Below are 13266 nucleotides of genomic sequence, written 5' to 3' on the forward strand. Positions count from 1 at the left end.
CCTTCTTAGCGTTTCCGTCATCGAGGTGCATTTCAGGCGCAGGCGGAAACGGTCCGCAGCAGGCTCCTCGGGGACCCGGAGGCTCCACCATGCGCGCGATACGCGTCGCTTCGGCCGCTCTGCTGGGCGTGACCGCCCTCTCCCTCTCCGCTCCCGCCGCGCACGCGGCACGGGTCAGTGACCTCACGTCGTTCGGCTTCAGTGTGACGCCCTCGGCCGTCGCCCCCGGCGGGCAGGTGATCCTGCGCGTGGACGGCTGCCGCCACCGGACGACCGTCTCCTCGGGCGTCTTCGACGCCGTCATGATCCCCAGGGGCCATTCCTCGGCGACGGCGACCGTCGATCGGGACGCCCGGCCCGGGACCGTGTACGAGGTGACGTTCCAGTGCGGCGACGAGAGCGGCCGGACGGATCTCACCATCGTCGGCAACCGTCCGACCCATCACCCCACGCACCACCCCACCCGGGGCTCCCATGCCGGGGCCGGCGGCACCGTCGCGGGCTTCGACCTCTCGGAGATCGGTCTCGGCGCCGCGCTCGTCGCGGGCACGATGGGAGCGGCCTGGCACTGGTCGCGCCGCCGCCCCGAGGGCGACGGCCACTCCTGACCGCCGCTCGGCGCGACACCCCCGACAGCCCTTCACCCCGGACCGTTACGGGTTCCGGGGCGTAGGGCTGTGCGGCGGGGCCTGCCGTTCGGCTCAGGCCCTGTTCTCGGAGCTCGGCGGGCTCAGGCCTTGTTCTCGGAGCGGCGCCGCATCCAGAAGACGCCCCCGCCGACGACCGCCGCCGTCACCAGTCCGCCGCCGATCGCGATGTCGGTGGTCGTGGCCCCGGTGGAGCTGCCGCCGCCGAGCCCGCCGCGGACACCGCCGAGGACGGTGAACACACCGGTGAACGTCTTGCGCTCGCCCTCGCAGTGGGTGGTGACGCTGTACGAGCCGGGAGTGGCGTCGGAGTTGACCCGCACCGTGGCCGTGGCGGTCGTACCGCCCATGGAGGCGAGGTTGGTCGTCGGGAAGGCGTTCGAGCTGATCGTGCTGCCGGCGGTCGCGCACGCGTCACCGCCCTTGACGGTGAGGACGAGCGGCCCGCCGCGGGCGATGACGTTGGGGGCGGCCGTGACCGAGCTCGGTTGGTCCCAGGCGGCGGCCGTCGGCGCGGCGACACCGACCAGGGCGGCCGCGGCGGCCGAGGCCGCCAGGACACGAGTAGTACGCATGTGATCCTCCGCGGAAGACGCCCCGGGTCCCGTCCCCGGTCGATCGGCGAGAAAGCGTCTCCCGGATAGACCCTCAGTTGCCGTGCGCGGGGCCGCATTTCGGGGCTGGTCCGTCCTGGTGAGTCCCGGTGAGGGGACACGCCGGGCATATCTCCGGACGATCGGATATCACCGCAGGTCACGGACCGTCAGAAAAATCCTCCCGGCGGCGTACTCGGATGGCGCAGGGCTCCGCCGTGCCACCACCCGTTCGTACCCGCCCCCGTCGCCGTCGCGTTGCGGCGCGCTTAGCGTTTTCGTACGTGCGACGCACACGGCGACGGCCGTGTCGAGAGGGGATGGCGAATGTCTTCGTCGGCACCGGCCGAGGCCGAGTGGGAGGAGCGGCGGAAGAAGCGTGCTCCATGGGGCGTGATAGCGCTTGTCCTGCTCACCGGTCTCGCTCTCATTCGCAATGGCTCGGGCGAGTTCGACGTGGGTCCGCCGCAGCCGGCGTCGGCGGCGGCCGCCGACAGCGGCGGCACCCCGCACGGCACCTTCGCGCACGCCCCGGACCCGCTGCCGTACGCCATGGTCGACCGGGTGCGGATCCCGTCGATCCGGGTCGACGCGCCGGCGGTGGCCGTCGGACTGGACGCGCAGGGCTGGGTGGACGCGCCCCCGGCCCGGGACCCGAACCTCGCGGGCTGGTTCACCGGCGCGGTCTCCCCCGGGGAGAAGGGCACGGCCGTCGTCGTCGGCCATGTCGACAACGATCAGGGCCCCGCCGTGTTCTACGGGCTCGGGGCGCTGAAGAAGGGCGCCAAGGTGGAGATCCGGCGCGCGGACAGCAGGGTCGCCGTGTTCGAGACCTACGGCGTCGAGGTCTTCGCCAAGAACAACTTCCCGGGCGACCGGGTCTACGGCAACAGCGGGATTCCCGAACTGCGGGTCATCACCTGCGGGGGCGGCTTCTCCAAGCAGAACGGTTACGACGGGAACGTCGTCGTGTTCGCCCGCCTGGTCGAGGTGCGCTGAGCGCTCCCGGCCGGCGGGCGAACGCCCACGACCGTCATCGGGGCCTCGATCGGGGCCTCATACGTACTGCCGCTGCGGCACGGTGATGCGGTAACCGGAGTCCAGCAGCTCGGGCAGATAGTCGCGCAGGGCCGCCACGCTCTGCGAGCGGTCGCCGCCCGCGTCGTGGGAGAGCACGACGACCCCGGGGCCCGCGCCGTCCGCCACGCGCTCGGCGATGGAGTGCGCGCCCGGCCTGCGCCAGTCCAGGGTGTCCACGGTCCAGCCGAGCGGCTCCATGCCGAGCTCCGCGCCGAACCGGAACGCGGCCCGGTTCCAGGCACCGTAGGGCGCACGGAACCACAGCGGCGGTTCGCCGTAAGCCTTCTCGATGATCTCGCTGGTGCGGGCCATCTCCGTGTGGACCCTGGAGCGGGGGAGGGTGGTGAGCAGCGGGTGGGACCAGGTGTGGTTGCCGACCGCATGGCCGTCGTCGGCCATCTCGCGCAGCAGATCCTGGTGCTGGACCGCCATCTCCCCGCAGACGAAGAACATCGCCCGGACGTCGTGCCGGCGCAGGATGCGCAGGATGTCCGGGGTGAAGCGTGGGTCGGGGCCGTCGTCGAAGGTCAGCACCATGCTCCGGCCGCGTCCGTCCACCCGCAGATACGGTTCGCGCCGTACTCCGGCCCGGACGAGGGTGCGACGGCGGGTGCGCGGGCCGTACCCGGCGATGGGCTCCAGACGGTACGCGGAGGGTCGGAGCGCGGGCCGACCCGGCGGACCGGCGGCCGGGGCGAGGGCTCTGGCCGGTGCCGGGCCGGGGGCCCCGTCGCCGACGAGCAGGGCGGCGGTGCCCGCTGTGCCGGCGGCGCCCAGCAGGGCGGCCGTACCGGTCAGCAGGTGGCGGCGCGTGAACAGGCGGCGCGTGAACAGGCGGCGCCCTGTGAGCGTCTGATCCTTCGTCATGACTCATCAGTCGACCAAGGCGAGGGCGGCGCACCACCACGACACCGGGGTGGCGGCATGGAATCACACGATGAGAGCAGTTTTCCGCGCCCCTGACGACCGCCCGGCGCACGCCGGGGGCCGGGTGCTCGGATAGCCTCGCGAGCGTGACCGATCAGCAAGCACACCGGTTCGAACGCGGCACCGACGGCCCCAAGGTCGTCCTCGTCGGACTGGACGGTTCCGACACGTCCCTGCGCGCGGTGTCCTACGCCGCCGGTCTCGCCCGCCGCCAGCACGCGCTGCTCGCCATCGTGTACGTACAGCCGCTGCTGGCGACGAGCGCGGCGCTCGGGATGCCGGTGGCGGGGACGACCGAGGAGATCGCCGAGCAGCTGGTGGCGGAGATCCGGGAGGCCGCCGAGCAGGTGAAGGGCGTCTTCGAGGTGCGCTGGGAGTTCCACACCTTCCGGGGCGACCCGTACAGCGGTCTGGTGACGGCGGCGGATCAGCTGAAGGCGGACACGGTCGTGGTGGGCGCCTCCCAGCAGGCCGGTCACCGCATCGTCGGCTCGGTCGCCCTGCGCCTGGTGAAGGCGGGCCGCTGGCCGGTGACGGTGGTGCCGTAGGTTCGCCGGTGGTGGTGGTCCGGGTCCGCCGACCGTTCGTCGCACCGTTCGTCGACAGGTTCGACCGCCCGCCGCACATCCGTGACCGGCCTCTGTCCCCGCGCAGCGCCCCGCGTTCCCATACGGCCATGACGGCCGGAACCACGATCACCAACGGGACGACCGCCGAACACGAGCTGGCCGAGCTCCAGCGCGAACACGGCCGCCCCCTCTTCGCCCTGCTGCTGCGGCTCTCCGACGGGGACCGCCATCGCGCCGAGGACCTGGTGCAGGAGACTTTCGTGCGCGCCTGGCAACACCCCGAGGCGCTGCGCGCAGACGACTTCGACTCCGTACGCCCCTGGCTGCTCACCGTCGGGCGGCGACTCGCCATAGACGCGCGGCGGGCCCGGCAGGCGCGCCCCGCGGAGGTGGGGGACGCGGTGCTGGAGAACGCCCGAGTGATGACCGATCACGCCGATCGGTCGGTGGCGACGCTCGATGTACGGGAAGCTGTGAAGACACTCACTCCCGAGCACCGCGAAGTACTGGTGCAGGTGTACTTCCAGGGGGCGAGTGTGGCGGAAGCCGCCGAAGCCCTCGGGATCCCGCCCGGTACGGTGAAGTCTCGCGCGTACTACGCACTGCGCGCCCTACGCCGGGTGCTTCCGGGATACGCGGCCGACCTGCAGTGAAACCCATGGCCGAGTCAAACCTCCGTAAAGCGCCTTGCTGAGGACCCCTGTTGAGCAATCAGCTGTCTTCTATCCGTGTTCCGGATGGGGGCCGGGGCCTGGTCTCCAGGCCCGGGGTCGGGCGACGCGCACGCACCGGAGGAAGGCAGGAAGGGATGCTGCACAGAGGGCACGAGAGCACGGACGGCGCCGGCGGCGGCGAACTGGCCGTCCCGATGGCGTGGTTCTACGCCGAGTACATCGCGGAGGAACTGCTGCGGACGGGCGACCTGATGCCGCCGACGTCCTTCGAGTTCCGTGCGGGGCGGGACGCCCTGGCGCTGACCATCTTCCTCTCGGACGCGGGCGGTGAGCTCTCCGGCATCCGGGTCGTCACACAGCTGGAGACCTGGATGTCGCTGACGGCGTACGACCAGCCGTGGCAGGACTGGGTGTGCGAGCGCATGGCGGACTTCACCGCCGAGGCGCTGGAGTCGGGCGGCCCGTCCCCGGATCTGGAGCTGGCGGCCGCCGCGTGGCGCTGGCTGGAGGAGACCGAGCTGCTCGCACCCGACCTGGACGCGGTGCCCGGCGGCGCGGTGCTGGGAGAGGACGACGGCCCGAAGGTCTGGACGCCGGCCTGGCGGCTCGGTCTGCCGCTGGGGCACCTGGCGATCCACCTCTTCTAGCCGGCGTACCCCGGGGCCGGGTGTCGACCGCCACCTGTCCCGGCCTTGCCCGACCAACTTTTTCCGTCCGGGACCAATCCGCCCCGCGGACGGCTCCGAATCTTTTGGTTGGCATTGTCGTGAGGCTTGAGTGATTCGCCGGTCTGGTCCGTACCGGTGGGGGCAGGAAGCAACCCCCACCGCACACCGGCCCGAGGAATCGCCATGTGGTCCCAGGATCGTCATCACGACGTCGGCGCGTACGCGCTGGGCGTGCTGGACGAGGTGGATTCGTTCCACTTCGAGGACCATGTCCGCGGCTGCCCGCAGTGCGCGCTACAGGTCACCGAGTTCCGTCCGGCTGCCCGGCAGCTGATGCTGTACCGCAACGCGACCCCGCGCTCCGTACACCCGTTCGCGGCGCCCGGCCCCCGGATGCTCGGACGGCTGCTGGACGAGGTGGCCGCCCGCCACCGGGCGAAGCGCCGGCGCTGGCTGTTCGCCCTCGCGGCCTCCGTGGTCATCGCCGTCGGCGGCCCCGCCGTGGCCGTTCTCGCAGGTCCGGGCGAGGCTCCGGACACCGTCGCCGCCACCGACTCCAAGACGGGCGTCTGGGCCGAGGTCAAGGCCGAGGAACGGCTCTGGGGCAGTGACATCGAGCTGAAGGTCAAGGAGGCCGAGGGCGTCCACGCCTGCCGCCTCGTGGTGATCGGCAAGGACGGCTCCGAGGAGACGGCCGCGAACTGGAAGTCCCCCGAGGGCGCCGACAAGGCCTCCGAGATGGTAGGGGGAACCGCCATGCAGCGCGAGGACATCAGCCACTTCGAGGTGCGCAGCCAGGACGGCGAACTCCTGGTGACGATCGAGGCCCCGGCCTGGCGCTGAACCAGGCCCGCATTGGTCCGTACCTTCAATGGTTGCGGATCATGACCGACGCCGGTTCCGGGCTGTTCGAGCGGTCGATCAGGACTACTTGAGCAACCGGGACAACCGTCGGTCGGCGAGGGGCTTGCCTCCCGTCTGACAGGTCGGGCAGTACTGCAGCGAGGAGTCGCTGAAGGAGACCTCCCGGACCGTGTCACCGCACACTGGGCACGGCTCCCCCGTACGGCCGTGGACCCGGAGCCCGCTCTTCTTCTCCGCCTTCAGCCTTCCGGCCGCCAGCCCCCGGGAGCGCTCGACGGCCTCGGTGAGCGTGACGCGCAGCGCCTCGTGGAGGTGGCGGACCTCCTCCGGCCTGAGCGACGAGGCCAGCTTGAAGGGCGACATCTTCGCGGCGTGCAGGATCTCGTCGCTGTACGCGTTCCCGATGCCCGCGATCAGGCTCTGGTCCCGCAGCGCGCCCTTGATCTGCCGCCGCTCCCCCGCGAGCAGCCCGGCGAAGCGGGTCACGTCGAAATCGTCGGCGAGCGGGTCCGGGCCGAGCCGGGCGATGCCCGGCACCTCCGCCGGGTCCCGTACGAGGTGGACCGCGAGCCGCTTCTGCGTCCCGGCCTCGGTGAGGTCGAAGCCCTCGCCGGTCTCCAGGGCGACCCGCATCGCGAGCGGGCTCCTGCCTCCGGGTCTCGGCGGTCCGTCCGGCAGCCGGTCCTTCCACTGGAGCCAGCCGGCCCGCGCCAGATGCGTGACGAGGTGCAGCTCGCCGTCGTCCGCCGCGAGGTCGAGGAACTTCCCGCGCCTGCGTACGCCGGTGACCTCCCGGCCCTCGAAGGCGCTCAAGGGTGGGTCGTACGTCTTCAGCACGCTGATGGCCACGGGCAGCACGCGGACGACCTCATGACCGACGATCTTGCCGACCAGGAAGTCCCGGAGAGCCTCCACCTCGGGCAATTCAGGCATACGTCCAGAGTGCCATGCGGCTCCGCCGGGTGCGGGTGGGGTGGGGGCGGGTGGGGACGCGTGGACGGCCGCCGGCCCGGTGGGGCTTCTCGCGCAGTTCCCTGCGCCTCTGAAAAGCAGGGGCTGCGCCCCGTGCTCTTCATGCCCGCCGCCGGTTGCCTTCAATGCCCCGGGGGCCTGGTCTTTCAGGGGCGCGGGGAACTGCGCGAGAAGCCCCACCTGAGCCGCACCCGCCAACGAAACAGGCACCCCCGAGCTATGAGGCGCCCGCGCCCGGCAGCACGAACTCGCACCACACGCACTTGCCCCCACCCCGCGCCTCCACCCCCCATACATCCGTCAAGCGGTCCACCAACAGCAACCCCCTCCCCGACACCCCCGCCTCCCCCGCCTCCCTCCGCCGCGGCAGCGCGCTGGAGGAGTCCTCGACCTCCACCCGCAACCGCCGTTCGGATCCCGCTAGGGCCCGCAGCGTCACGATCGCGGAGCCCTCCGTGTGCATGAGCGCGTTGGTGATCAGCTCGTCGGCGACGAGTTCGATCTCGTCGGCCCGATCCCGCGCGCCCCACGTGCGGACCGCCGCGCCGATCATGTGCCGCGCCTCGGTGAGCGCCTCCGGGTCGCCCGGCGCGACATGCTGCTGGAGCCGCCCGCCGGGCTCCGCGGTGCGGCTGCGACGGCGCAGCAGCAGGAGGGCCACGTCGTCGTCGCCGCCCCGTTCCTCCGCCACGTCGATCAGCCGGTCCGCGAGATCGTCGACGTCGTCGGGGCCGGTGGCGATCAGCGTCCTCAGCGTCCGCATGCCGTCGTCGAGGTCGGCGCCGGGCTGTTCGATGAGGCCGTCGGTGCAGAGCAGCAGCGTCTGTCCGGGGAACATCTCGAGGGTGGTGACGGGGTACTCCAGGCCGCCGAACTCGGCGGACAGCCCGAGCGGCAGCCCTCCTTCCACGGTGACCCGGTGGCAGGAGCCGTCGGTGTGCCGCATCAGCGGGTCGATGTGGCCTGCCCGGACGGCCTGGACCACCCCGGTGGACAGGTCGGCCTCCGCGTACAGACAGGTCGCGAAGCGGTCGGTGTCGAGTTCGTGGAGGAAGGCGGAGGCGCGGGCCATCACGGTGGCCGGGGTGTGGCCCTCGGTGGCGTAGGCCTTCAGGACGATGCGCAGCTGCCCCATGACGGCCGCCGCGTGCGTGTCGTGCCCCTGGACGTCACCGATGACCGCGCCGACGCGCCCGCCCGGCAGGGGGATCAGGTCGTACCAGTCGCCGCCGATGTCCCGGCCGAGCGAGCCCCCGAAGGACGCGGCGCGGTAGCGGACGGCGATGTCGGCGCCCGGGACGCTGGGGATGGACCGGGGCAGCATGGCCTGCTGGAGCCCCTCGGCGAGGTCCTTCTCCTGCTCGTAGAACATGGCCCGCTGGAGGCTCTGGGCGATGCTGCTGCCGAGCGCGATGAGGATGTCGCGTTCCTCGGAGGTGAAGCCGCGCCGGTCGTTGTAGAGCAGTCCCATGGCCCCGATGGGGCGGGCCTGCACGATCAGCGGCAGATAGGCGGCCGAGGTGATCTTGAGGTCGGTGATGTGCGGCCACAACAGCGGATAGGACTCGGCGAACTCCTCCGGTGACTCGATGAAGTGCGGGGCGAGGTGCCGTACGACCTCGTTCATCGGGTACTTCACGTCGAGGCGGGTGATCCGGGTGCCCGGCACATAGCTGTCCTCGGGGCCGGCGGCGACCATCCGGACGCGTCCGGCCTCCACCAGGCCCATGACGAGGCTGGTCGCGCCGAGGTGGGTGAGTCCGTCGGTGTCCTCCAGGACGTCGATCACGTCCTGCACGGTCCGCGCGTGGGCCAGGGCGGCCGTGACGACCTGGACGACGTTGGCCTGTCTGCGGCGGACCTCGTCGAGGGCGGCCTGCTCGGTGCGGGAGCTGATCTCGTCCAGTTCGCGGGTGGCGTCGCGCACGATGCCGATGACCCGGTACGGGCGCCCCGTGGCGTCGCGGCGGATGTAGCCCTGGGTGTGCGTCCAGCGCAGGGTTCCGTCGCGCAGCCGGATGCGGAAGTAGGCGCCGTAGTTCTCGCTGCCGTCCTTGAGGGCCTGCGAGACCATGGCGTCGAGTCTGTAACCCTCCATCGGGGGCACCCGCCCGGAAAGGCTCTCGGGTCTGCCGTCGTACTCCTCCGGGCGCACGTCGAAGATCTCGTGGGCCTTGGCGTCCATGTGGAACGCACCGGCGTCGAGGTCCCAGTCGAAGGTGCCCATGAGGTTGAGCGCCAGGACGGGGTCCGGGTGGGAGAGCCAGTCGTCCGGGACGTCCGAGTTGCTCGCTCCCCGATCAACCATGGGGCCACTTTGACAGCATTTGCCTGATTATTCGAGTGGAGGGATCGATATCGGACCGGACCTCGACGCGCTCACTATCGTCGGTGGCGTGGACTGGTTCACCGCACCCGACCTCTGGCTGAGCCGACTGCTCTTCCAGCGCTCCCTGGCCGTGATCTATGTGGTCGCCTTCCTGGGAGCGGCCCTGCAGTTCCGCGCACTGATCGGCGAGCGGGGCATGCTGCCGGTACCCCGTTTCGTCGAGCGGGTGCCGTTCCGGCATGCGCCGAGCGTGTTCCACCGCCACTACTCGGACCGTTTCTTCGCGGCGTGGGCCTGGACGGGCTGCGCGGTGTCGGTGGCGCTGGTCGCCGGGCTGGACTCGCTGCTGCCGCTCTGGGCGGGCATGGTGCTGTGGTTCGTGCCGTGGGCGATGTACCTGTCGATCGTGAACGTCGGCCAGACCTGGTACTCCTTCGGCTGGGAGTCGCTGCTGCTGGAGGTCGGTTTCCTGGCCGTCTTCCTCGGCAACGACGAGGTGGCGCCGCCGGTCGTCGTGCTGTTCCTGCTGCGCTGGGTGCTCTTCCGGGTCGAGTTCGGGGCCGGGCTGATCAAGATGCGCGGCGACGAGTGCTGGCGGAAGCTCACCTGCCTCGACCACCACCACGAGACCCAGCCGATGCCCGGCCCGCTCAGCTGGTTCTTCCACCACCTCCCCAAGCCGTTCCACCGCGTCGAGGTGGCCGCCAACCACGTCACCCAGCTCGTGGTCCCGTTCCTGCTCTTCACCCCGCAGCCGATCGCGACGGCCGCCGCCGCGCTGATGATCGCGACACAGCTGTGGCTGGTGCTCTCCGGCAACTTCTCCTGGCTGAACTGGATCACCATCGTGCTGGCCCTGTCCGCCGTCGATTTCGGCACGGGCACGCGGGACACCCCCGGCCCGCCCCTCTGGTACACGGTCATCGTGTTCGCCGTCGCCGCGCTGATCCTCGGGCTCAGCTACCACCCGGTCCGCAACATGATCTCCCGCCGCCAGGTCATGAACCGCTCCTTCGACCCGTTGCACCTGGTCAACACCTACGGGGCGTTCGGCAGCGTCAGCCGGGTGCGGTACGAGGTGGTGGTCGAGGGCACGGCGGACGACGTACCGCGCGAGGACTCCGAGTGGCGGGAGTACGAGTTCCGGGGCAAGCCGGGTGATCCGCGGCGCTGGCCCCGTCAATTCGCCCCGTACCATCTGCGGCTCGACTGGCTGATGTGGTTCGCCGCACTCTCCCCGGCGTACGCCGGCTCCTGGTTCGGCGCCCTGGTGGAACGCCTTCTGGAGAACGACCGCGACACGCTCCGCCTGCTGCGCCGCTCCCCCTTCCCCGCCGACGCCCCGCCGCGCTTCGTCCGCGCCCGCCTCTTCCGCTACCGCTACACGACCTGGCGTGAGCTGCGGGAGACGGGAGCGTGCTGGGAGCGGACGTACGTACGGGAGTTCCTGCCCCCGACGCGGCTGGCCGCGTCGCCCGCGCGCAACCCCTGACCGGGCCGGGCACGGACTTCTTCACGGCGGCCTCTCGACGCGGGGCCGCCCCACAGGGCACAGTGCTGGGCGTACTCGATCACTACTCACGAGTACGCCTCGCCGTCGCGTACGAACCGACGCGCACGACACCGCCAGGGAGCGCCCGTGACCAGCTGGGTCGGCCGGACCGCCGTCGAGATAGCCGCCGCCGTACGGGAGAAGCGGACCACGCCGCGTGAGGTGGTGGCGGAGCATCTGGCGCGGATCGAGGCCCTGGACGGGCGGGTCGGGGCGTTCCGCACGGTCCGGGCCAAGGCGGCCCTGGCAGAGGCCGACGAGGTGGCCGACCGGGCCGATCTGGCCGAACTGCCCCTGGCGGGCGTGCCGGTGGCGATCAAGGACAACCTCGCCGTGCGGGGCGAGTCCACCCGGAACGGGTCCGCAGCGACCTCCGAGGCGCCGGCCGGGGAGGACCATGTGACCGTGGCCCGGCTGCGGGCGGCGGGCGCGGTGGTCGTGGGGCTCACGAACGTGCCCGAGCTGTGTGTCTTCGGCACCACCGACGGCGTGCACGGCACCGCCCGCAACCCCTGGGACACCGCGCGCACCACCGGTGGCTCCTCGGGCGGCAGTGCGGCCGCCGTCGCCGCCGGGCTGGTGCCGCTGGCCCTGGGCAACGACGGCATGGGCTCGCTGCGGATACCGGCCGCGAACTGCGGGGTCCTCGGCCTCAAGCCGGGCTTCGGTGTCGTCCCGGCGGACATCGGGCACGGCGACTGGTTCGGCATGTCCGAGAACGGGCCGCTGGCGACGACGGTCGAGGACGCCCGGCTGATGTTCGGGATACTGGCGGACACGGCCGCCACGGACCCGCCCGGATCCGCACCGTCCGGATCCGCGCCGCCCGCGCCGAGCATCGCAGTGTCCGTGCGTAGCCCCCTGGTCGGCGTGACCGTCACGCGCGCGTACGCCGATGCCGCGCGCCGGGCCGCCGAGCTGCTCGCCGGGGCCGGGCTGACGGTGCGGCGGGCCGATCCGCCGTACCCTCTCTGGCTGGGCACGACCTCGCTGGCGCACTGGACCGCGGGGACGGCGATGGACGCGGAGGGCCTCGATCCGCGGTTGCTCACCCGGCGCACGCGGGTGCACGCGGCCGTGGGGCGGCGCTTCCTGAAGGGGGTGCGCGCGGGCGACCGCCGGGAGCAGTTGCGCCGGCGCATGGAGCCGTTCTTCGCCGAGCACGACGTGCTCCTCACCCCGGCGCTCGCCCGGCGGGGGCCCGGCGCCGCGAACTGGCACGAGCGGGGGTGGCTGCGCAATCTGCTGGTGAACACCAACTACGCACCGCTGACCCCGCCGTGGAACCTCACGGGTCGGCCCGCGATGTCCGTGCCGTTCGGCACGCTTCCCTCGGGGGCGCCGTGCGCGGTTCAGTTGGTGGGCCGCCCGGGCCGCGAACTCGAACTCCTGTCGGTGGCGGGCCGGTTGGAGGAACTCAACCCCTGGTCACGGACGGCACCGCTCGACCGGCCGGATCGGTAGAGGCACCCGGAACCGGCCGTGTCACACCGCCTTCCGGGGGACGTGATCGGTCTCGTCACAGCGCCTTGTACATGATGTGCAGTCCCACCAGGCCGTCCTTCGGGTGCTCGAAGGCGTCCGGGACGGTGGCGAGGACGGTGAAGCCGAGGGAGGTCCAGAGCCGTACGGCGGGGTTGGTCTCGACGACGGCGTTGAACACCATGCCCCGGAAGCCCTGGGCCGCGGCCGCGGCGAGGACGTGTGCGGCGAGGGCGCGGCCGATACCGCGGCCGCCGTGGTCGGGGTCGACGATGAAGCCCGCGTTGGCGATATGGGCCGCGGGGCCACCGTAGTTGGGGGTGAGGTAGGCGGAGCCGACCGGCGTTCCGGTCTCGTCCTCGGCGACGTACACGCGCTTGGCGGGGGCCATCCACAGGGCGCGGGCGGCTTCCTCGGAGGTGTCCGGGTCCCAGGTGTAGGTCTCGCCCGCGGCGACGACGCGGTGCCAGAACGGCCAGATGCCGGGCCAGTCGTCGGCGGTGGCTTCTCTGATCTGCATGGGCGTGAGTCTGGCACGCCCATGCAGACGGCGATCGCGATGCTCCCGCTCAGTCCACGCTGGGCAGGATGTGGGGCTCGGCGAGGTCGTCCTCGTAGCCCGCCAGCCGGATCGGGGCGGACCTGGCCCACACGTCCAGGCTGCCCAGTTCCTTCTTCGACCGGCCGCTGCCCTCGGTGTGTTCCTCGGGGCGTGGCTCGCGATTCGTCTTCTCTGGTGTCACCGCGCACTCCTTATGTGTCGGGTCACCCTCGGGACGTCGGCCCAGCCTGCCGCTGTGCGCCTGACGTCCGCCCGGGTCTGAGTCGTTGTCAGTTCGGACGCGGTGGCGCCGGATTGCCTGGAGATGAGAGCAGGCCGTGGTGACCGGCTTGTCCCGGGACGGACCG

At 71.7% G+C, this 13266-nt stretch carries 14 protein-coding genes; 8 read left to right on the plus strand and 6 right to left on the minus strand.

Going from position 1 to position 13266, the window contains the following annotated elements:
- Nucleotides 1-89 precede the first annotated feature (89 nt).
- Entirely contained in the window at nt 90-608 is a 519-nt protein-coding gene (locus P8T65_RS05445) for a hypothetical protein (protein ID WP_316724250.1), read from the plus strand.
- A gap of 122 nt (nt 609-730) precedes the next feature.
- On the opposite strand, the gene P8T65_RS05450 is transcribed toward P8T65_RS05445, so the two are convergent.
- Entirely contained in the window at nt 731-1222 is a 492-nt protein-coding gene (locus tag P8T65_RS05450; protein WP_316724251.1) for a hypothetical protein, read from the minus strand.
- 345 nt (nt 1223-1567) lie between these two features.
- On the opposite strand from P8T65_RS05450, the gene P8T65_RS05455 reads away from it, so the two are divergent.
- Nucleotides 1568-2239, plus strand: coding sequence for a class F sortase (locus tag P8T65_RS05455; RefSeq protein WP_316724252.1), 672 nt, complete (start codon nt 1568-1570; stop codon nt 2237-2239).
- A 57-nt stretch (nt 2240-2296) separates the two neighbouring features.
- Here the strand turns inward: P8T65_RS05455 and P8T65_RS05460 are convergent, their stop codons facing one another.
- Nucleotides 2297-3187: a polysaccharide deacetylase family protein gene (locus P8T65_RS05460; protein WP_316724253.1), complete on the minus strand. Its 891-nt coding sequence runs from the start codon at nt 3185-3187 to the stop codon at nt 2297-2299.
- Nucleotides 3188-3333: 146 nt separating this feature from the next.
- Here P8T65_RS05460 and P8T65_RS05465 point away from each other — a divergent pair, with 146 nt between their 5' ends.
- The 4 genes from P8T65_RS05465 to P8T65_RS05480 all read left to right on the plus strand — a co-directional run bounded on the left by P8T65_RS05465 (nt 3334) and on the right by P8T65_RS05480 (nt 6001).
- Nucleotides 3334-3795, plus strand: coding sequence for a universal stress protein (locus tag P8T65_RS05465; protein ID WP_316724254.1), 462 nt, complete (start codon nt 3334-3336; stop codon nt 3793-3795).
- 128 nt (nt 3796-3923) lie between these two features.
- Nucleotides 3924-4469 (plus strand): sigma-70 family RNA polymerase sigma factor, encoded by a 546-nt coding sequence (locus P8T65_RS05470; protein ID WP_230222548.1) that lies wholly within the window; start codon nt 3924-3926, stop codon nt 4467-4469.
- A gap of 155 nt (nt 4470-4624) precedes the next feature.
- Nucleotides 4625-5137, plus strand: a complete 513-nt coding sequence (locus P8T65_RS05475) for a hypothetical protein (protein WP_316724255.1) — start codon at nt 4625-4627, stop codon at nt 5135-5137.
- Nucleotides 5138-5341: 204 nt separating this feature from the next.
- Nucleotides 5342-6001, plus strand: coding sequence for a hypothetical protein (locus tag P8T65_RS05480; protein ID WP_184902321.1), 660 nt, complete (start codon nt 5342-5344; stop codon nt 5999-6001).
- A gap of 84 nt (nt 6002-6085) precedes the next feature.
- Here P8T65_RS05480 and P8T65_RS05485 read toward each other — a convergent pair whose 3' ends face one another.
- Together P8T65_RS05485 and P8T65_RS05490 are read right to left on the minus strand one after the other, a co-directional pair.
- Nucleotides 6086-6955 (minus strand): DNA-formamidopyrimidine glycosylase family protein, encoded by an 870-nt coding sequence (locus tag P8T65_RS05485; protein ID WP_316724256.1) that lies wholly within the window; start codon nt 6953-6955, stop codon nt 6086-6088.
- Nucleotides 6956-7211: 256 nt separating this feature from the next.
- Nucleotides 7212-9302 carry a SpoIIE family protein phosphatase gene (locus tag P8T65_RS05490; protein WP_316724257.1) on the minus strand — a complete coding sequence of 697 codons (2091 nt, stop codon included), beginning with the start codon at nt 9300-9302 and terminating at the stop codon, nt 7212-7214.
- A gap of 88 nt (nt 9303-9390) precedes the next feature.
- Between P8T65_RS05490 and P8T65_RS05495 the strand changes: the two genes are divergently transcribed.
- Together P8T65_RS05495 and P8T65_RS05500 are read left to right on the plus strand one after the other, a co-directional pair.
- The gene (locus tag P8T65_RS05495; RefSeq protein ID WP_316724258.1) at nt 9391-10815 is read left to right on the plus strand and encodes a lipase maturation factor family protein; all 1425 of its coding nucleotides are present in this window, start codon (nt 9391-9393) and stop codon (nt 10813-10815) included.
- 147 nt (nt 10816-10962) lie between these two features.
- Nucleotides 10963-12339: an amidase gene (locus P8T65_RS05500; RefSeq protein WP_316724259.1), complete on the plus strand. Its 1377-nt coding sequence runs from the start codon at nt 10963-10965 to the stop codon at nt 12337-12339.
- Between the two features lie 55 nt (nt 12340-12394).
- Here P8T65_RS05500 and P8T65_RS05505 read toward each other — a convergent pair whose 3' ends face one another.
- Together P8T65_RS05505 and P8T65_RS05510 are read right to left on the minus strand one after the other, a co-directional pair.
- Entirely contained in the window at nt 12395-12877 is a 483-nt protein-coding gene (locus tag P8T65_RS05505) for a GNAT family N-acetyltransferase (RefSeq protein ID WP_316724260.1), read from the minus strand.
- A gap of 49 nt (nt 12878-12926) precedes the next feature.
- On the minus strand, nt 12927-13100 hold the full coding sequence (locus P8T65_RS05510) for a hypothetical protein (protein WP_316724262.1): 174 nt from the start codon (nt 13098-13100) through the stop codon (nt 12927-12929).
- Between the last annotated feature and the right edge of the window lie 166 nt (nt 13101-13266).

The sequence above is a fragment of the Streptomyces sp. 11x1 genome, from assembly GCF_032598905.1.
GTDB lineage: Bacteria > Actinomycetota > Actinomycetes > Streptomycetales > Streptomycetaceae > Streptomyces.

Excerpts from the sequence above, each read along its gene's own strand:
- P8T65_RS05460 (WP_316724253.1), bottom strand. The coding sequence starts at position 3,187 with ATGACGAAGGATCAGACGCTCACAGGGCGCCGCCTGTTCACGCGCCGC.
- P8T65_RS05455 (WP_316724252.1), top strand. The coding sequence starts at position 1,568 with ATGTCTTCGTCGGCACCGGCCGAGGCCGAGTGGGAGGAGCGGCGGAAG.
- P8T65_RS05485 (WP_316724256.1), bottom strand. The coding sequence starts at position 6,955 with ATGCCTGAATTGCCCGAGGTGGAGGCTCTCCGGGACTTCCTGGTCGGC.
- P8T65_RS05445 (WP_316724250.1), top strand. The coding sequence starts at position 90 with ATGCGCGCGATACGCGTCGCTTCGGCCGCTCTGCTGGGCGTGACCGCC.
- P8T65_RS05490 (WP_316724257.1), bottom strand. The coding sequence starts at position 9,302 with ATGGTTGATCGGGGAGCGAGCAACTCGGACGTCCCGGACGACTGGCTC.
- P8T65_RS05480 (WP_184902321.1), top strand. The coding sequence starts at position 5,342 with ATGTGGTCCCAGGATCGTCATCACGACGTCGGCGCGTACGCGCTGGGC.
- P8T65_RS05475 (WP_316724255.1), top strand. The coding sequence starts at position 4,625 with ATGCTGCACAGAGGGCACGAGAGCACGGACGGCGCCGGCGGCGGCGAA.
- P8T65_RS05505 (WP_316724260.1), bottom strand. The coding sequence starts at position 12,877 with ATGCAGATCAGAGAAGCCACCGCCGACGACTGGCCCGGCATCTGGCCG.
- P8T65_RS05450 (WP_316724251.1), bottom strand. The coding sequence starts at position 1,222 with ATGCGTACTACTCGTGTCCTGGCGGCCTCGGCCGCCGCGGCCGCCCTG.
- P8T65_RS05470 (WP_230222548.1), top strand. The coding sequence starts at position 3,924 with ATGACGGCCGGAACCACGATCACCAACGGGACGACCGCCGAACACGAG.